Origin of the sequence: Streptomyces sp. NPDC059373 (assembly GCF_042751495.1) — a bacterium.
GTDB lineage: Bacteria > Actinomycetota > Actinomycetes > Streptomycetales > Streptomycetaceae > Actinacidiphila.
On the sequence record NZ_JBHYXC010000003.1, the window covers coordinates 372,648 to 389,882 of the forward strand.

16 protein-coding genes are annotated in these 17,235 nt (G+C 71.3%); 7 read left to right on the plus strand and 9 right to left on the minus strand.

The genetic code is table 11. From position 1 onward, the window contains the following. Positions 1-84: 84 nt before the first annotated feature. A complete protein-coding gene (locus ACFXJ5_RS09605) occupies positions 85-1,380 on the plus strand; it encodes an APC family permease (protein WP_384629241.1) in 1,296 nt (431 codons plus the stop codon). Here ACFXJ5_RS09605 and ACFXJ5_RS09610 read toward each other — a convergent pair. The 3 genes from ACFXJ5_RS09610 to ACFXJ5_RS09620 form a co-directional block, all read right to left on the minus strand. Beyond that, positions 1,335-2,897 carry an alpha/beta hydrolase gene (locus ACFXJ5_RS09610; RefSeq protein WP_384629244.1) on the minus strand — a complete coding sequence of 521 codons (1,563 nt, stop codon included), beginning with the start codon at positions 2,895-2,897 and terminating at the stop codon, positions 1,335-1,337. The genes ACFXJ5_RS09605 and ACFXJ5_RS09610 overlap by 46 nt on opposite strands. After that, positions 2,897-3,955, minus strand: coding sequence for a hypothetical protein (locus ACFXJ5_RS09615; protein WP_384629247.1), 1,059 nt, complete (start codon positions 3,953-3,955; stop codon positions 2,897-2,899). The genes ACFXJ5_RS09610 and ACFXJ5_RS09615 overlap by 1 nt, the downstream gene beginning before the upstream one ends. Before the next feature lie 154 nt (positions 3,956-4,109). Further along, on the minus strand, positions 4,110-5,321 hold the full coding sequence (locus tag ACFXJ5_RS09620; RefSeq protein ID WP_384629250.1) for a DNA polymerase III subunit delta': 1,212 nt from the start codon (positions 5,319-5,321) through the stop codon (positions 4,110-4,112). 116 nt (positions 5,322-5,437) lie between these two features. On the opposite strand from ACFXJ5_RS09620, the gene ACFXJ5_RS09625 reads away from it, so the two are divergent. The 3 genes from ACFXJ5_RS09625 (at position 5,438) to ACFXJ5_RS09635 (ending at position 8,873) form a co-directional block, all read left to right on the plus strand. Then, a complete protein-coding gene (locus tag ACFXJ5_RS09625) occupies positions 5,438-6,265 on the plus strand; it encodes a class I SAM-dependent methyltransferase (RefSeq protein WP_384629253.1) in 828 nt (275 codons plus the stop codon). A 74-nt stretch (positions 6,266-6,339) separates the two neighbouring features. Beyond that, positions 6,340-7,407: an NlpC/P60 family protein gene (locus tag ACFXJ5_RS09630; protein WP_384629256.1), complete on the plus strand. Its 1,068-nt coding sequence runs from the start codon at positions 6,340-6,342 to the stop codon at positions 7,405-7,407. Between the two features lie 191 nt (positions 7,408-7,598). Further along, positions 7,599-8,873 (plus strand): PP2C family protein-serine/threonine phosphatase, encoded by a 1,275-nt coding sequence (locus ACFXJ5_RS09635; protein WP_384629259.1) that lies wholly within the window; start codon positions 7,599-7,601, stop codon positions 8,871-8,873. On the opposite strand, the gene ACFXJ5_RS09640 is transcribed toward ACFXJ5_RS09635, so the two are convergent. The 3 genes from ACFXJ5_RS09640 to ACFXJ5_RS09650 form a co-directional block, all read right to left on the minus strand. Next, positions 8,870-9,196, minus strand: coding sequence for a DUF2516 family protein (locus ACFXJ5_RS09640; RefSeq protein ID WP_384629262.1), 327 nt, complete (start codon positions 9,194-9,196; stop codon positions 8,870-8,872). The genes ACFXJ5_RS09635 and ACFXJ5_RS09640 overlap by 4 nt on opposite strands. Before the next feature lie 117 nt (positions 9,197-9,313). Further along, the gene (locus ACFXJ5_RS09645) at positions 9,314-9,874 is read right to left on the minus strand and encodes a hypothetical protein (RefSeq protein ID WP_384629264.1); all 561 of its coding nucleotides are present in this window, start codon (positions 9,872-9,874) and stop codon (positions 9,314-9,316) included. A gap of 55 nt (positions 9,875-9,929) precedes the next feature. Next, the gene (locus ACFXJ5_RS09650) at positions 9,930-10,409 is read right to left on the minus strand and encodes a helix-turn-helix domain-containing protein (protein WP_384629267.1); all 480 of its coding nucleotides are present in this window, start codon (positions 10,407-10,409) and stop codon (positions 9,930-9,932) included. A 288-nt stretch (positions 10,410-10,697) separates the two neighbouring features. On the opposite strand from ACFXJ5_RS09650, the gene ACFXJ5_RS09655 reads away from it, so the two are divergent. Then, positions 10,698-11,366, plus strand: coding sequence for a methyltransferase domain-containing protein (locus tag ACFXJ5_RS09655; protein ID WP_384629270.1), 669 nt, complete (start codon positions 10,698-10,700; stop codon positions 11,364-11,366). A 109-nt stretch (positions 11,367-11,475) separates the two neighbouring features. Continuing rightward, entirely contained in the window at positions 11,476-12,414 is a 939-nt protein-coding gene (locus tag ACFXJ5_RS09660; protein ID WP_384629272.1) for a GNAT family N-acetyltransferase, read from the plus strand. A 316-nt stretch (positions 12,415-12,730) separates the two neighbouring features. On the opposite strand, the gene ACFXJ5_RS09665 is transcribed toward ACFXJ5_RS09660, so the two are convergent. From ACFXJ5_RS09665 to ACFXJ5_RS09675, 3 genes are all read right to left on the minus strand, one after another. Next, positions 12,731-13,204 carry a carboxymuconolactone decarboxylase family protein gene (locus tag ACFXJ5_RS09665; RefSeq protein WP_384629275.1) on the minus strand — a complete coding sequence of 158 codons (474 nt, stop codon included), beginning with the start codon at positions 13,202-13,204 and terminating at the stop codon, positions 12,731-12,733. A 308-nt stretch (positions 13,205-13,512) separates the two neighbouring features. After that, positions 13,513-14,949 (minus strand): rifampin monooxygenase, encoded by a 1,437-nt coding sequence (gene rox / locus ACFXJ5_RS09670; RefSeq protein ID WP_384629278.1) that lies wholly within the window; start codon positions 14,947-14,949, stop codon positions 13,513-13,515. 363 nt (positions 14,950-15,312) lie between these two features. Next, positions 15,313-16,152: a helix-turn-helix domain-containing protein gene (locus ACFXJ5_RS09675; protein ID WP_384629280.1), complete on the minus strand. Its 840-nt coding sequence runs from the start codon at positions 16,150-16,152 to the stop codon at positions 15,313-15,315. Between the two features lie 102 nt (positions 16,153-16,254). Here ACFXJ5_RS09675 and ACFXJ5_RS09680 point away from each other — a divergent pair, with 102 nt between their 5' ends. Further along, on the plus strand, positions 16,255-16,962 hold the full coding sequence (locus ACFXJ5_RS09680) for an SDR family NAD(P)-dependent oxidoreductase (RefSeq protein WP_384629283.1): 708 nt from the start codon (positions 16,255-16,257) through the stop codon (positions 16,960-16,962). Positions 16,963-17,235 lie beyond the last annotated feature (273 nt).

Consider the following 17,235-nt stretch of genomic DNA (forward strand, 5'->3'; position numbering starts at 1 on the left):
TCGTCGAGGGAGGAGGGGGTGGGACCGAGGAGGGCGGAGTGTTCGAGGGCGTCGGCGAGGGCGGGGTCGTCGGGGCGGCGGGGGGTGAAGCCGGCGGTGTACGTGTACGCGGAGCTGGCGTCGCAGTGGCCGCTGGCCGGAGGCCCGTATCAGTGGGGGCGGAGGCTGATCGGGCCGGCGTACGGGTGGATGAGCGGCTGGGTGTGGCAGTTCGCGGTGATGTTCGGCAACACGACGGTCGCGTATCTGGCGGCACCGTGGGTCTTCGCGTTCTTCGGGGCGACGCCGACGCCCGGGGCGATGGTCGCCATGGCGTTCGGGATCGTACTGGTGTGCGCGCTGGTGAACGCGTACGGGATCACGATCCTGCGGGCGTTCGTGTCGCTGGGGATCGCGGCGGAGGCGGTGGCGTCGGTGCTGGTGGGGCTGTCGTTGCTGCTGTTCTTCCGGGAGCATCCGTTCTCGCTGTTCACGCACACGCTGGGGGCGGAGCAGCTGTCGGGCGGCTCGACGGTGCAGGCGTTCCTGGCGGTGGTGGCCGTGGCGGGGTGGGCGTTCATCGGGTTCGACGCGTGCGTGTCGACTGCGGAGGAGACGAAGGACGCGGGGCGGCAGGTGCCGAGGGCGATGTGGTGGGCGTTGCTGAGCGTGGGGGTCGTGGTGATCCTCAACGCGATGGCGGTGGCGCTGGCGCATCCGCACCCGGCGGACGTGGTGGCGGGCAAGGACGTCGATCCGGTGACGACGGCGGTGACGACGGCCTTCGGGTCGTGGTCGGACAAGCCGTTCGTGGGCGTGGTGCTGGTCGGGTTCCTGGCCTGCGCGATGGCCTCGCAGGGCGGCGCGGCGCGGGGCCTGTACTCGCTGGCCCGGGACGGCGCGTTCCCGTTCTCGCGGCAGGTCAGGAAGGTCAACGGGCGGCAGGCGCCGATCGGCGGGCTGGTCGCGTCGACGCTGGTGAGCGCGAGCGCGCTGCTGCTGGGGATGAACGCGACCGCGATCGGCGCGCTCATCGCCTTCGGTACGGCGGCGACCTTCCTGCCGTTCTTCCTCACGCCGCTGGCCGCGCTGATCGCACGGCTGCGGGGCACCTGGCAGGGACGTAACGGCGACAAGGGCACCGTCCTCAATGTGCTGGCGGTGCTGTGGGCGGGCTTCGAGCTGGTCAACGTCTGCTGGCCGCGCGTCCTGCTCGCGCCGCCCGGCGCGCCCTGGTACCAGGTGTGGGCCGCGCTCCTCGGCACCGGGGTGGTGCTGGGGAGCGGGGCCGTCTACCTGGTCGTCCGGCGGCCGCAGCAAGAGGTCGCGGTTGCGGCGTCAGAGGACGAAGCCGGTCAGCACTTCTTGCCGTCGGCAGGCACGGCACCCTCCAGCAAGTAGCGGTTGACGGCGGTGTCGATGCAGTCGCTGCCCCGCCCGTACGCGGTGTGGCCGTCGCCGTCGTACGTCAGGAGCGTGCCGGAGTCGAGCTGCTCGGCCAGCGACTGGGCCCAGGCGTACGGCGTGGCCGGGTCGCGGGTCGTGCCGACGACGAGGATGGGGGCGGCGCCGCTGGCGGTGATGCGGTGGGCGGTGCCGCTGGGAGCGACGGGCCAGTAGCCGCAGATGAGGCTGGACCAGGCGAGGTTGGCGCCGAAGTGCGGGGAGCTCCGGGTGAAGGAGGGGAGGGCGCGGTCGACGTCGCCGGGGCCGGAGAGGGCGGGGGGAAGGTCGAGGCAGTTCACGGCGGCGTTGGCGTACATGAGGTTCGAGTAGCGGCCGTTGGACGAGCGCTCGTAGTAGGAGTCGGAGAGGCTGAGGAGGCCGCTGCCGTCACCCTTCTTCTCGGCCTTGGTGAGGGCGTTGCGCAGCGTGGGCCACATTTCCTGGTCGTACATGGCCGAGATGACGCCGGTCGTGCCGAGGGCCTCGGTGAGCTTGCGGCTGGTGCCGGTGGGGAGGGGTTTGGCGTCAAGGTCCTTGAAGAAGGCGTCGAGGCGCTTGCCGGCGTCGTCGGCGCTGGTGGTGCCGAGCGGGCAGGTGGCGCGGCGGACGCAGTCCTTGGCGAAGGCGCTGAAGGCGGTCTCGAAGCCGCCGGCCTGGGCGCGGCTGCTCTCCAGGGCGGATACGGAGGGGTCGACGGCACCGTCGAGGACCAGGCGGCCGACGCGGGACGGGAAGAGGCCCGCGTACGTGGCACCGAGGAGGGTGCCGTAGGACTTGCCGACGTACGTGAGCTTCTTGTCGCCCAGCAGCGCCCGGAAGATGTCCATGTCACGGGCGGACTCGACGGTGCTGACGTGCTTGAGGAGCCGGCCGGAGCGCTGCTGGCAACCGGCGGCGAACTTCTTGTCGGCCTGGACGAGGGCGTTCTGCTCGGCGGTGGTGTCCGGGGTGACGTCGGTGGCGGTGAAGGCGTCCATTTCCTTGTCGGACAGGCACTTCACGGGCTCGCTGCGGGCGACGCCGCGCGGGTCGACGGCGGCCATGTCGTAACGGGAGGTGACGGGCGCCGGATAGCCGAGGGCCGCGTACTGCAGGTAGTCGATGGCGGAGCCGCCGGGGCCGCCGGGGTTGACCAGGAGGGAGCCGAGGCGGGAGCCGGGGCCGGTGGCCTTCTTGCGGGCGACGGCGAGCTTGAGGTCGGTGGCGGCGGAGGGCGCGGCGTAGTCCAGCGGGACCTTCATGGTCGAGCACTGGAAGTCGGCCGTGCCGCAGTCGCGCCACTTCAGCTTCTGCCCGTAGTACGGCTTGAGCGCGACGGAGTCCGACGCGTCGGACGAGGGCAGCGCGCTCAGCGATGAGGGCGAGGAGGCGGCGGCGCTGTGGCCCTCGCTCCCGGTGGTGCAGGCGGTGAGCAGCAGCCCGGCGACCGCGATGACGGTGCCGGAGGTGCGGAGCAGGCGCGGGGTGTCCATCAAGGTGCCTCGGTTCCTCCCGTCGGGTGTTTGGGAGCGTATCCGCCCTGGTGGGGCGGAACCGTCCTCCGCCACCCTCGTATGGGTGATTCGGGTCCGTCGAGCTTCTCGGTGAAATAGCCCGCGACGAGGCCGAGCAGGCGGCGACGCGGGGTGATGCCGTCAAGGATGCGTACCTCGGTGAGGTCCCCCATCTCGTCGCGCAGGCGCAGCGCGGCGTCGGCGTGGGCCTCTTCGCCGGAGGGCGTGGCGAGGAGGAAGTCGGTGGTGCTGCGGCGGGGCAGCGCCATGTCGTCGTACGTTCCCGAGACCCCGGCGGCCGCCTGGTAGCGGTCGGGGTGGGTGAGGGCTTCGCGTACGGCGCAGGGCGCCTGGTCGCCGAGGCCGAGCAGGGCGCGGGCGCTGCGGACCGGGGCAAGGCGGTAGCGGTCGGTGACGGCGTCCGGGACCCTGGCGCCGCAGCGGGCGGGCAGGACGACGACGAAGGGGTCGGCCAGGCCGCGGCGGACGTGGGCGTCGAAGGCGCCGAGCAGACCGGGGGCGTCGTCCTGCGCCATGTAGGCCACGACGTACGGGAAGTCGAGGCCGGCGGCGCTCGGGTAGTCGTACTGCGGCGGCAGCCAGACCCGGGTGCCGTCGGCGAACCGCTGCAGGGCGCCGCCCGCGGGGTGCGCGACGGTGCGGGGCGGGCCGGGGTCGGGGTCGGGGGCGGCGTTCCGCCGGGGGCGCACAGGAGGTGCGGGGTCTCGCGCAGGAGCGGGCCCGGCCACAATGTGCGCCGGGCGTGCGCCCCCCGACGCGCCGCCCGAGCCGCCGCCCAGGCTGACGCCCGAGCCGACGCCCGAGCCCACGCCCGGCCCCCAGCAGATCGCCCCTGCCGCCACACCAGCCGCCACCGCCGCCCCGGTCGCACGCAGCACCGTCCCGGCGTACGCCACCGGAAGCTCGTACGGCCGGCCGGCCCGTTCCGCCCACCAGTGCCGCAACGCCGAGCGGGCGAGGACGGCAGTGGCGACGGAGCCGAGCACAGCGGTGAGCAGCGGGAGGAGCTCGACCACGTTGACGTACCACCTCGGGGACGGGGGCGCTGGTCAGCAGCCTGCGTCACACCCCGCCGCCCGCCCGGCGCCGACGCGGCGGGTGGGGCCCGTCGGCGGCGCGATGATCACCCGAACGAGGGACCCAACGCGGCACCCGGAGCCGTGAGCGGCCTCACCCCGCCCGCAGCGCCAGCGCCATCGCCTCGACCGCCAGCAGCGGCGCCACATTGCGCTCCAGGGCCTCCCGGCAGGCCAGGATCGCCTCGATACGCCGCAGGGTGTGCTCCGGGCGGGAGCCGGAGGCGATGCGGTCGATGGCCTCGCGCGACTCGACGTTGGCGATCGCGACGCCGGTGCCGAGCTGGAGGGCGAGCACGTCGCGGTAGAAGCCGGCGAGGTCGATGAGGGCCAGGTCGAGCGTGTCGCGCTGCGTACGGGTGGACCGGCGCTTCTGGCGGTCCGCGAGGTCCTTCATCACCCCGGCCGTGCCGCGCGGCATCCGGCTCCCGGCGCCGGCCGAGGCGCCCATCGCGGCGCGCAGCTCCTCCGTCTCCTTGCCGTCGACGGCCTCCGCCACCTGCTTGGCGTCCTCCGACGCGGCGTCCACCAGCTCCTGGGCCGCCTTGAGGCAGCCGCCGACGTCGGCCACCCTCAGCGGCATCCGCAGCACCGCCGCCCGCCGCTCCCGCGCCCGCGCGTCGGTCGCCAGCCGCCGGGCCCGCCCGATGTGGCCCTGCGTGGCGCGGGCGGCGGCCTCCGCGACGGCGGGCTCGATCCCGTCCCGCCGGACGAGCACCTCGGCGACCGCCTCCACCGGCGGCGTACGCAGGCTGAGGTGCCGGCACCGCGAGCGGATCGTCGGCAGCGCGTCCTCGACGGAGGGCGCGCAGAGCAGCCACACGGTGCGGGGCGCGGGCTCCTCGACGGCCTTGAGCAGCACGTTTCCGGCGCCCTCGGTGAGGCGGTCGGCGTCCTCCAGGAGGATGACCTGCCAGCGGCCGCCGGCCGGGGAGAGGGAGGCGCGGCGCACCAGGTCGCGGGTGTCCTTCACGCCGATGGAGAGCCCCTCGGTCCGGACCACCTCGACGTCGGCATGCGTCCCGATCAGCGTCGTATGGCAGCCGTCACAGAATCCGCACCCCGGCGCACCGCCCAGCGCCCGGTCCGGGCTCACGCACTGCAGGGCCGCCGCGAAGGCCCGGGCCGCGGTCGAGCGCCCGGAGCCGGGCGGGCCGGTGAACAGCCAGGCGTGCGTCATCTTCGACGCGGCGGGGTGTTCCTGTCCCGCTGCCACGGCCGTGACGAAGGCGTCCGCGTCCCGCGCGGCGGCGGACAGCTGCGCCGTCACCCGGTCCTGTCCGACCAGGTCGTCCCATACCGCCATCGCCGACCGTCCTCCGGTGTCCCCGCTACGTCCACCCCATTGTCGGGTACGGCACCGACAGCCGGCCCCGTCAGCCGGGTGCCCGCGCCCCGAGGTGGCTCGCATACGCTCCCTCCATGCGCCCCGCCCGCCCTGTCGGCGCCGTCACCCGCGGCACCACGAACCCGAACCGGCTGCGCCGGATGGACCGGTGGATCGCGGCGACCTACGGCACCGCGCTGCGCCGGGCAACGGATCCGGTGGCGGTGGACCTGGGCTACGGGGCGGCGCCATGGACGGCGGTGGAACTGCTGACGCGGCTGCGCGCGGGGGTGCGCCCGGACGTCCGGGTGGTCGGCATCGAGATCGACCCGGCGCGGGTGGCGGCCGCCCAGCCGTACGTACGGGACGGGCTGACCTTCGCGCACGGCGGTTTCGAGGTCCCGCTGCCCGGCGGGGAGCGCCCGGCACTCATCCGCGCGGCCAATGTGCTGCGCCAGTACGACGAGGACGAGGTCGCCGCGGTATGGGCGCGGCTGAGGGCGCGCCTCGCACCCGGCGGGGTGCTCGTCGAGGGCACCTGCGACGAGATCGGCCGCCGCCATGTCTGGGTGGCCCTCGGGCCGGAAGGGCCCCGGACGGTGACCTTCGCGACCCGCCTGGGCTCGCTCGCCCGCCCCTCCGACCTGGCGGAACGCCTTCCGAAGGCGTTGATCCACCGCAATGTGCCGGGCGAGCCGGTGCACGCCTTCCTCAGCGACTTCGACCGTGCGTGGGCGGCGGCGGCGCCGTACGCCTCGCTGGGGGCGCGGCAGCGCTGGATCCGGGCCGTACGGACGCTGGCCGAGGCGGACCACTGGCCTGTGGTGGACGGGCCGTCGCGCTGGCGGCAGGGCGAAGTGACGGTGCGCTGGGAGGCCTTGGCGCCCCACGCGCCCCACGCGCCCCGAACACCGCGCAGCTGATTCCAAATTGCGGCCCGGCGTGGCACCATCCGCAGCGGATGTGACGATCCGTCAGAAACAGAACGGGTGCCCGCATGCGACGACGACGTACGACCACGACCTGGCTCGCGGCAGCCTGCGCCGCCACCCTGCTCGCCGGGACGACGACCACCAGCGCCCACGCCGACCACGCCCGCCCTCGCACCCTCGCCGAGGTCCGTACGCAGGTCAACGAGCTGTACCGAAAGGCGGAGGTCGCCACGGACGCGTACAACGCGGCCCACGAGAAGGTGATCCAGCAGCAGAAGGACATCGTCACCCTCGCCAAGGCCATCGACAAGGCGCAGACCAAGCTCACGACGCTCACCGCCCAGGCCGGCGCGCTCGCCGCCGCCCAGTACCGCAGCGGCGGCACCGGCGCCCTCGACCCGGAACTGCAACTGCTCCTCGGCGGCGACACGGACGCCGGCACCGCCCTGGACGGCGCCGCGCTCACCGAGAAGGCGGCCCATGCCGCGAACACCACGATCAGCGAGCTGACGACGACCACGTCCGAGCTGGACACCTACGCGAGCGCCGCCACCGCCGAGCTGGCGAACCTCACCAAGGCCCAGCAGGACACGGCCGACGCGAAACAGCAGATCACCACCCGGCTCGCCCAGGCGAAAGCCCTGCTGTCGACCCTCCAGGCCCAGCAGAAGGCCCGCCTCGAACGCCTGGAGGACGAGGCGGCCTACCAGTCGCAGATCACCTGGCTCAAAACCGACGCCGCCTCCCAGCTGACCCGGAAGGCCGGCACCGCCACCGCCCAGGGCAAACAGGCCGTCGCCTATGCCACCGCCCAGCTCGGCAAACCGTACGAATGGGGCGCCGAGGGCCCCCGCGGCTTCGACTGCTCGGGCCTGACGGAGCAGGCCTGGAAGGCGGCCGGCACCACCATCCCGCGCACGGCGGAGCAGCAGTGGCGGCAGCTCCCGCACGTCCCGGTGGCCCGGATGCGCCCGGGTGACCTCGTCGTCTACTACGACGACGCCAGCCACGTCGCCATCTACATCGGCGACGGCGCGATCATCCAGGCCCCGCGCCCGGGGCGGACCATCACCGTGGCAGGGGTCGGATCGATGCCGATCCTGGGCGTCGTACGTCCCGGTTCGACCCTGTGACCTGCGCCATGCGAAGACAGTCGTCAAACGTGACGTTGGTCATGTCCAGTTCGTCCCATGAGAGGCGAAATCCCCTGCTGAGAGGCGCATATGACACAGGCGGTTTACCGTCAGCTCTCCCACCGCACCACCCGCTGCCGCTATGGTCGCCAGTCAGCGCAGCACCCTCGGGGGGAGGGAAGGAACATCCGATGTCCGCAACAGAGGTCCCCCGCGCCTCCGTGCCAGGCCCGCGCCAGGAGTCCCTGGCCGACGGCCGGACCTCGGCTGCCCTCACGCTGCTGGCGATCGGCGACGACCCGGCCGGCGCCTTCACCGTCCCCGACATGCTCGACGTCTCCGGCACCCGCGTCCGTATCCGCCGGGCCCGCAACCTCACCGAGGCCGAGCGGCTGCTGAAGGACGACGTCAACTGCATCCTCCTGGACCTCGACCTCGCCGGTGAGACCGGCCTGGACCTCGACAGCCTGCGCCACGTCCTGCGCCTCGCGCCCCGCACCGCCGTCCTGGTCCTGACCAGCAGCGGCGAGACCGACGCCGAGCGCGCCGCCGAGGCGGTCCGGATCGGCGCGCAGGACTACCTCACCCGCGACGAGCTCGACCCCTCCCACCTCACCCGCGCCATCCGCTACGCGGTCGAGCGCAAGCGCGCCGACCTCACCCAGCGCCAGCTCGCCGAGACCCGCCTCCTCGCCCAGGAGAACTCCCGCCTGGAGCGCGGCCTGCTGCCCGTGCCACTACTCGCCGGCACCGAGGACTGGCTGACCTTCGCCTCGCACTACCGCCCGGGCCGCAGCCGCGCCCTGCTCGGCGGCGACTTCTACGACACCGTACGGACCCCCGACGGCACCGTTCACGCCATGATCGGCGACGTCTGCGGCCACGGCCCCGACGAGGCCGCGCTCGGCGTCGAGCTGCGCATCGCCTGGCGCGCGCTCACCCTCGCCGGGCTGAGCGGCACCGTACTGCTGTCCACGCTCCAGCAGGTCCTGGAGCACGAGCGCGCCGACGACGAGATCTTCGCGACCCTCTGCGCCCTCGACATCGCACCCGACGGCCGCACCGCCGACCTCTACCTCGCCGGCCACCCCTCCCCGCTCCTCTCCCGCCCCGGCGAGGTACCGAGCCTGCTGCCGTACGAGCACGGGGGCCCCGCCCTCGGACTGCTGGCGGACGCCGACTGGGACGGGGAGCGGATCGAGCTGGGCGAGGCGTGGAGCCTGATGCTCTACACGGACGGCCTCATCGAGGGCCACACCGGCGAGGGCACTCAGCGCCTCGGCCAGGACGGCATGGTCCGGCTCATGGCCGTCCACCTGGCGGCAGGGCTGCGCGGTGAGCAGCTGCTCGACGCGGCGGTCACCGAGGTGCGCGATCTCAACGGCGGAGAGCTGACGGACGACGTGGCGCTCGTCCTGCTCGACCGGGGCCAGGCCGCCCCGGCGCTCGGGCTCGGGCTCGGCTAGCGGTTGAAAGGCCCGTACGGGCCGTCGCTGCTGCTGCCACCACGACGCCGGCGGGGGCCGGTGATCTCCCTGACCGCGGGGCGTACGTCGACCATGTACACGATCGTGGCGATCAGGCCGAAGATCTGCAGGAAGAGAATCCCGTACACACTGACCGCCACGGCCAGGCCGAGGATGATCAGCCAGAAGCTCTTCTTCTGCTTGTCCGCCGCGCGGTAGGCGTCCTGGCGACGGATCGCCGCGTCGATGAACGCGAACGCCGTGAACAGCACCAGGGCGATCGAGGCCCAGCCCAACAGATTGTTGAACCCTTGCACCAGCATGCCGTCCACCTCCGTCGTCGGCTCCACCGTACCCGTTGAACGGGCCGGGCACGCATGGCGTGCCCGGCCCTCTGTCACGGTCTCGCAACCGTCACCGCCGACCCATTACTGGGCGGGTTACTGGCCGGGCTTGGGCGCGGTCTTCTTCGGCGTGGCCTTCTTCGCGGTGGGCTGCGGCTTCTTCGCAGGCTCAGCGGGAGCCGCCGGGGCGGGCGCCTTCACCGGCTCGGGCTCGATCGCGATGGCGACCTCCTCCACCTGGTCGGCGGCCTCGCCGCGCCAGGTCGCCACGGCACCCTTGCCGCGCTCGGCCAGCCCGTCGTACGTCTCCCGGGCCTTGACCGCGTACTCCGCCGCCCGGCCGACCTGCTGCAGCGCGAAGTCCTGCGCGGCCTCGCGCAGCTTCTTCACGTCGCCGTCGATCGTCCCCAGCAGCTCGCTGACCTTGGCCTGCGCCTTGGTCTGCGCCTCCTTGGCCTGCGCGGTGACCTTCTCCTGCACAGCCTTGGGGTCGGTGCCGCGCACCTTGTCGATCCGCTGCGGCGCCTCCGCCTTCAGCTTCTCGAACAGCGGCGGGACCTCCTTCAGCTTCTCCGCGGCGAGGTCGGCGGTGCCGGCCAGCGCGTAGAGCGGCGTCGGGTCCTTGAACGTTTTCACGATGTCTTCGGTGATCGCCATGAGGGTTTCTCCCGTGGTGAGGGTTTTCGGCGTTGTCCGGTCTGCTATCGATCTGCTATCCAGCAGCCGCGGCGTCATCGCCACTGCCACCGGTCGTCCTCGGCTTCAGCACGGCCACAGCCTTCTTCGCCGCCTTCTTCGCCACCCGCTTGCGCGGCGGCACCGGCGCCTTCGGCTGATCCTCGTCCACGGAGCCGTTCTCCTTGCGGAACGACTCGTAGATCTGCAGCAGCACCTGCTTCTGCTTCTCGTTGATCGCCGTATCCGCCAGAATCGCGGCCCGCAGCTCCAGCCCCTCCTGGTCCCGCTCGTCCAGGATCCCCGCCTGCACGTACAGGGTCTCGGCCGAGATGCGCAGCGCCTTCGCGAGCTGCTGCAGGATGTCCGCGCTGGGCTTGCGCAGCCCCCGCTCGATCTGACTGAGGTAGGGGTTCGACACCCCTGCGGCGTCAGCGAGTTGACGCAGCGACAACTGCGCGTTACGGCGCTGCTCGCGCAGGTACTCGCCGAGGTTGCCGACGTTCAGTGAAGCCATGCTTCGATAGTGCCTCGTAGTGCTAACTATTGCAAGCGCATCGCTTGCAAATGGCTTACGCGGCGGTGCCGGATCGCCTGAGCCTCGCAGAGCTGGTTGTCCGTTCCCGTTGTATCTGCGGTTTCCCGCCGGGTCTGCGATGCGAAGTGAACGAGTCCCGGGCGACCTGCGCAGCAAGCTGCCCCCGCCACTGCCCGCGACGTTCGGCCGCGACACAGCGGTGCCCTGGCTGCCCAATGCGTTGTTCAACCTCCTGCCCCAGCGAACTCGTCGCCCTATTGTTGGCTGATGCGTGCACACCAAATTGACCGACCGGCCGATCTCGACGTGGTCCGTGAGTCCTATGACCGGGTGGCCGACAACTACGCCGAGATGGTGGCGACGACGGGAATGGGCGACATCCGTCGCCATCCCTGGCTCAAGGCATCGATCGACGCTTTCGCCGACACCGTGAGCGAACTCGGGCCTGTCCTCGACGTCGGCTGCGGGCCCGGGACGGTGACCGCCTACCTCGCCGAACGCGGACTCGACGTGTCCGGAGTCGATCTCTCACCCGGCATGATCGAAAACGCCCGCCGTCTGTATCCGCACTGCCGCTTCAGCGTCGCCTCCGCCACCGACCTCAGCCTCGAAGAGGCGTCCCTCGGCGGCGTACTCGGGTGGTGGTCACTGTTCAACCTCCCGCGCGGCGTCCTTCCTCAGGTCCTCGCCCTGTTCGCGCGGGCTCTGAAGCCGGGCGGACACTTCATCACCGGAACGCACGTCGGCGACGAGGACGCGGTGCGCACGGAGGCCTACGGAGGTGTGTCCGTCCGCTGGACGACGCACAAATGGCGGCCGGAACAGTTCGTCGGCTTGATCGAGCAGGCCGGACTGCGCCCCGTCGCCGAACTTCGGCTCCCGGCAGATGAGTTCAGCGGGCCGGGTCTGGTCGTCATGGCCGAGCGCCCCGCCTGAGGATTAGGCGCCGGAGGCGGCACGGGGGCTCGTGCCGGGACTCATGACCTGGCGCCTACCGCTGGCAGAAAACCGTTGGGCGTTTCTACAGCGTGGGGAAGCATGAAGCATGCAACCCGATGAGTGGCACCTCACCGAAGACGTCGACGACTTTCTCGCCCGAGCCGGAGACTTCCTGCGTTCGCGCCCGGCCCTGCACAACACGCCGCTGACGGCGATCGAGAAACTGCGAACAAGCCGGGCGGACGCACACGGCGCCGAAGCCACCGTCTTCGGCCGACTGGAGTCAGCAGGCGAGGTCCGCGCCATCTTTTACCGCACTCCGCGCGGCCGCCTGACCCTCACCCCGCTCTCCCCCGAGCAGGCCGACACCCTCGCCACTCACCTGGCTGACCTCGACCACTCCCCCTCCGACGTCATCGCGGACTACGACACCGCCACCGCTTTCGCCGAAACATGGCAGCGGCACACAGACGCAGCGCCGGTACCCTTCTGGCGGACTCTTCTCTACCGTCTCGGCAGGCTCACCCCACCGCAGCCGCGCCCAGAAGGCCGGAGCCGCGTCGCGGGCGAGGAGGACCATGAGCAAGTCGTGTGCTGGTGCCGTGAGTTCTGCGTCGACGTCGGAGAGCACGTCTCCATAGACGCCATTGACGCCGGCTCCTGGGCCGACACACGTTTCGCGGACAAGCACTTCACCTTCTGGGAGACCCTGGAGGGCATTCCCGTCTCCATGGCGGGCTCGACGTCGATGGTCGGCGGCATGGTCCGAGTGGACCCCGTCTACACCCCGGCCCACCTCCGCGGTCGCGGCCACGCGGGCGCCGTGACGCTCGAGGTGAGCAGAGCCGCGCTGGCCGCAGGCGCGACGGACGTCGTCCTGTTCGCGGACCCGGCCAACCCCACCAGCAACGCCCTCTACCAGCGCATCGGATACGTCCCGGTTACCGCCTTCGCCGGGTACACATTCTCCTATGACGAACCAGAAGCCGGTGAAGAACTGACGAACTTGCGGGGCAGGAGACCAGCAGCAAGATCACACGATTAGTTGGCGTGCCCACGATGCCCTCCGGGTGATCGCGCCGGACTGACGCGGACGCGGCCTGGGTGGAGTTCGAGGCAGGGCTGCCGGTGCGGGGGTTTCCGTCGTATCGCGGGCAGCGGCATTTCCCGGGGTTGTACTGGTCGGCGACGACCGACGGGCACGTGGCGTCGAGTCCTGGCTGGAGCGGGATCACGCGATGCTGCTCGACTTCACACCGGAGGGGACGGGGCTTCTGTCGCAGCCGTTGTGGCTGTTCTGGAAGGACGAGCGGGGCAAGCGGTGGGAGACGGCACCGGCGGTCCCGGCCAGGTGCTTCTCGTTATCCGTGCCGGCCGGGCTGGTAGTCGCCGGCGGGCTGCTGGGTGACGACGTTCCCGCGGTTGAAGGCGTTGATGACGGCGATGACGCACACCAAGGCGGCGAGCTGGTCCTCGTCGTAGTGCTTGGCGGCATTCGCCCAGACCGCGTCGGTGACACCACCGGCCGCGTCGGCGATGCGGGTGCCCTGCTCCGTCAGCTCCAGGGCAGCGCGCTCGGCATCGGTGAACACCGTGGCCTCCCGCCAGGCCGCGACCAGGTTGAGGCGGGTGGAGGTCTCCCCGGCGTGCGCGGCCTCCTTGGTGTGCATGTCGATGCATCCGGCGCAGCCGTTGATCTGACTGGCGCGGAGCATCACCAGCTCGCGCGTCGCGGCCGGCAGCGTCGAGTCCGCGAGCACCGTGTGCGCCGCGATGATGTGCTTCAAGGCCTTGGCTGCGACCGGGCTGGCCATGAGGTTCAATCGAGCGTCCATGGTGCACTCCTGTGTCGTTGCTGGTGGCTACACCTCTTTGACGGAACAGCTCGGCAAGATGTGACATCAACGAATGTGAATCGGCCCCGTGACGTCCGCCAGTTCGATCGGCAGCGGATGCTCCCGCAGCCGCTGACACCACGTCGGACTCGCACAGCTACGGCAGAACGCGGCCGATGTGCTTCAGGAATGCCGGGTGGGCCCGACCACGAGCGCACGAATGGTGTTCCATCCGCCCCCGCTGGGTTGGGCCGTCGCCACGATGTCGCGCTTCCCGTCACAACGGACCACCCCCTTCCGGGCCGCGCTCAACTGACGGCAGGGCCGAACCACTTGGGCAGCCGGCTGAGCAGATCCTGCTGATCTTCACCGACCCACGCCACGTGGCCGTCCGGCCGCAGCAGCACCGCGGGCACGTCCAGTTCCTCGCTGACGTCGACGACGTGGTCGACCCGATCCGCCCAGCCCGCCACCGAGAGCCGGCCGGTCTGGTCGAGCAGCAGTCCGCGGCCGCCGTGCATCAGCTCGTAGAGGCGCCCGCGCTTCAGCTTCATGTCCCGCATCCGCCGGCCGAGCAGTTCATGCCCCTCACCGAAGTCGTAGCGGATTCCGACCGCGGTGATCATCTCGGTCACGTACCGGTTCACCTCCTCGAAGTCCATCAGCTTCGAGAACAGCTCCCGCAGCGCGGTCGCACCCGGATCGGTACCCAGCAGCGTGATCTGCGCGCGGGTGTTGTCCAGCACGCGGGCGCCCACCGGGTGCCGTTCGGCGTGGTAGCTGTCCATCAGCCCTTCCGGTGCCCAGCCGTTGACCGCGGCGGCCAGCTTCCAGCCGAGGTTGAACGCGTCCTGCACGCCGAGGTTGAGCCCCTGCCCGCCGGTCGGCGGGTGGATGTGCGCCGCGTCGCCGGCCAGCAGCACCCGGCCGACCCGGTAGCGCTCGGCCTGCCGGGTGGCGTCGCCGAAGCGGGACAGCCAGCGCGGTGAGTGCACGCCGAAGTCGGTGCCCGCGACCGCCCGCAGCTGCTGCTTGAACTCCTCGAGGGTCGGCGCGGTCGCGCGCTCGGCCACGCTGTCGGCGGGCACTATGACGCGGTACGTCCCGTCCCCGTTGGGGATGGTGCCGAACCGCAGTTGGGTCTTGCGGACCTCCTCGACGACGGCGGCAACCGCGGCCGGATCCTCGGTCATCTCCATATCGCCCAGCAGCGTCTCGACCTTGGCGGGCTCGCCGGGGAAACCGACGCCGAGCCCCTTGCGCACCACACTGCGGCCGCCGTCGCACCCGACGAGGTAGCGCGAGCGCAGATGCGTGCCGTCCGCCAGCTCGACGCTCACCCCGGCCCCGGCCCCGTCATCGGACTGACTCAACCCGACCACTTCGCAGCCGCGCCGGATCTCGGCACCGAGTTCGAGGGCACGCTCGTTGAGCAGCCGCTCGGTGACCGGCTGCAGGGTGGAGAGGCCGTACGGGTGCGCCGTGTCCAACCGGTCCGGCCACGGCTTGAGGATGCCGCCGAAGAAACCGCCGACCTGGAACTTCTCACTGACCGCGAGGAACCGGTCCAGCAGGCCACGCTGGTCCATCATCTCGACGCTGCGCGCGTGCAGGCCGCGCCCGCGGGTCTCCTTGGTCGGCTCGGTCAACTTCTCCAGCACGAGCACGTGCACGCCGTGCAACCGCAACTCGCCGGCCAGCATCAAGCCGGTCGGTCCGCCGCCGACCACGATCACGTCAATCATCAAAACGCCCATTCAACGACATTGGATTTCGGCCGGCCGCTCCGCGCAGTCCGGCGACGGCACGCACACCCGCACCTCCGCGCCAAGTCCCCGCAACCGCACCGCGAGTCCCACCGGCGGTTCGGCGTTCCCGCGCAACCGATACGTCGACAAAAGCGCAGGTACTTCGCGAATCCCTGATTTCCGCAGGTTCTGGCCTTGGCCGACCATCTTGCGGCATGACCCGGGCCTTGCCGCAAGCCCCCCGGCGCGCTATAAGTTGAGAGTGGCAAGGAGTGGGTAGCCTCCTTTCCGTGCTCCCGGGGATCTGCTGATTGCTGTCGCCCGGCTTGTCGCCGGAGAGGCATACGGGAGGCGCTGCGGCTATCCCACGAGTGTCTGGGTGCCGAGGACGGCGAGCAGCGCGAGCCGTTCGGCGTCCTCTGTGCCGGGCTCGGCTGTGTAGATCATGATGCGCAGGTCGCTGGCCGCCACACTGAGCACATCGCAGTCCAGCGTCACAGGGCCCACCTGCGGGTGCTCGATGGTCTTGCGGGTGCCCTCCTGCCGGCCGACGGCGCCCGCATCCCACAGCTCGGCGAACCGGCCGCTGTTCGTGCGCAACTCCGCGACCAGGCGCCGCAGATGCTGGTCGGCCGGATACCGGCCGACGGTCGCGCGCAGGTCGGCGACCAGTCCGGCCTCGAACGCGCGCTGCTCCTCCGGGGTGTGCAGGGCCCGGCCGGCCGGACCGAGGAAGTTGCGCCACACTCCGTTGCGTTCATTGCCATGCCATCCGGACGGATCGCCCATCAGCGCCGCGTACAGCGGGTTGGCCAAGAGCAGCGTCCAGGCCGCGTCGAAGACCCCGACAGCGGTTCCGGCCAGCCTGTCCAGCAGCCGGTGAACGCTCGGGGTGATGTACGCGGGCACCGTTTCGGGTCCCGGCGGCACGAGCCCGGCCATCCGGAACAGGTGCGCGCGCTCGTCCACCGACAGGCGCAGCGCCCGGGCCAGGGCCTCGACGACCTGGGCCGACGGGTTGGTCGCCCGGCCCTGTTCGAGGCGGGTGACATAGTCGACGGAGATCCCGGCCAGCAGGGCCAGCTCCTCGCGGCGCAGTCCGGCCGCCCGCCGGTGTCCGCCGGCGGCCAGCCCAGCCGTCTCAGGCGGGACCCGGTCCCTCCAGCGCCGCACCGCCTGCCCGAATTCCGTCGCCGTCATGCCACCAGTGAACACCGTCGACCGGGGGACTTGCCTGGTACCCGCAGTCCCAGGATGGCGAGAGGGCTGGCTGACCACACCGCCGCGCGGGAACCTGGGGGCATGACGACAACACTGATCACCGGAGCGAACAAGGGCCTGGGTTTCGAGACCGCCCGCCGACTCATCGCGGCAGGTCACACCGTCTACATAGGCAGCCGGGACGCCGAACGCGGGCGCCGGGCCGCCGAGCAGTCGGGGGCACGGCTGGTCGTCCTCGACGTCACCGACGACGCCTCCGTCGCGGCCGCGGCGAAGACCGTCGAAGCCGACGGCGGGCTGGACGTGCTCGTCAACAACGCCGGCATCGAAATGCGGCTCGACGACAACAGCGTGATTGGCGCCGCGGACCTGACCGCCGACATGATGCGGTCGGTGTTCGAGACCAACGTCTTCGGCGTCGTACGCGTCACCCACGCGTTCCTTCCGCTGCTGCAGCGCTCCGCCGCCCCCGTCGTGGTCAACGTCAGCAGCGGCCTGGCCTCGCTCACCCGGGTCACGGCCCCCGGCACACCGACGCACGCATACCCGGGCGTTGCCTACCCGACGTCGAAAACCGCGGTCAACATGATCACCGTGCAGTACGCGAAGGCGTTCCCCGGCATGCGGATCAACGCCGTGGAGCCCGGCTACACCGCGACCGACCTCAACGGGAACTCAGGCACACAGACCGTCGAAGAGGGCGCCGAGATCATCGTCCGCATGGCCCAGGTAAGCCCCGACGGCCCCACCGGAGGCTACTTCGCCGCCGAGGGGCCCCTCCCCTGGTGACTGCGCGCTCGGCGCAGGTGAGCCGGTCCCGGCCGTTCTACGCCGACCATGCGGCCGCGTACGACCTGCTGATCACCGATCCCGTGGGCCGGAGTCGGGCGGACGACGTCCGATCGGCTGTTCGTCGTCGCTGTTCGTGGAGTACGGGGCGGCGCTGCGCCCCCCGAAGGCGCCGGGTTGGCCGAACACGCCGCCACCGTCCGGAACATTGCGGACTGAAACTGACCGCAAGGCCTCGTACCTTCGAGACAAGGAAAGACGCACGACGAAAGC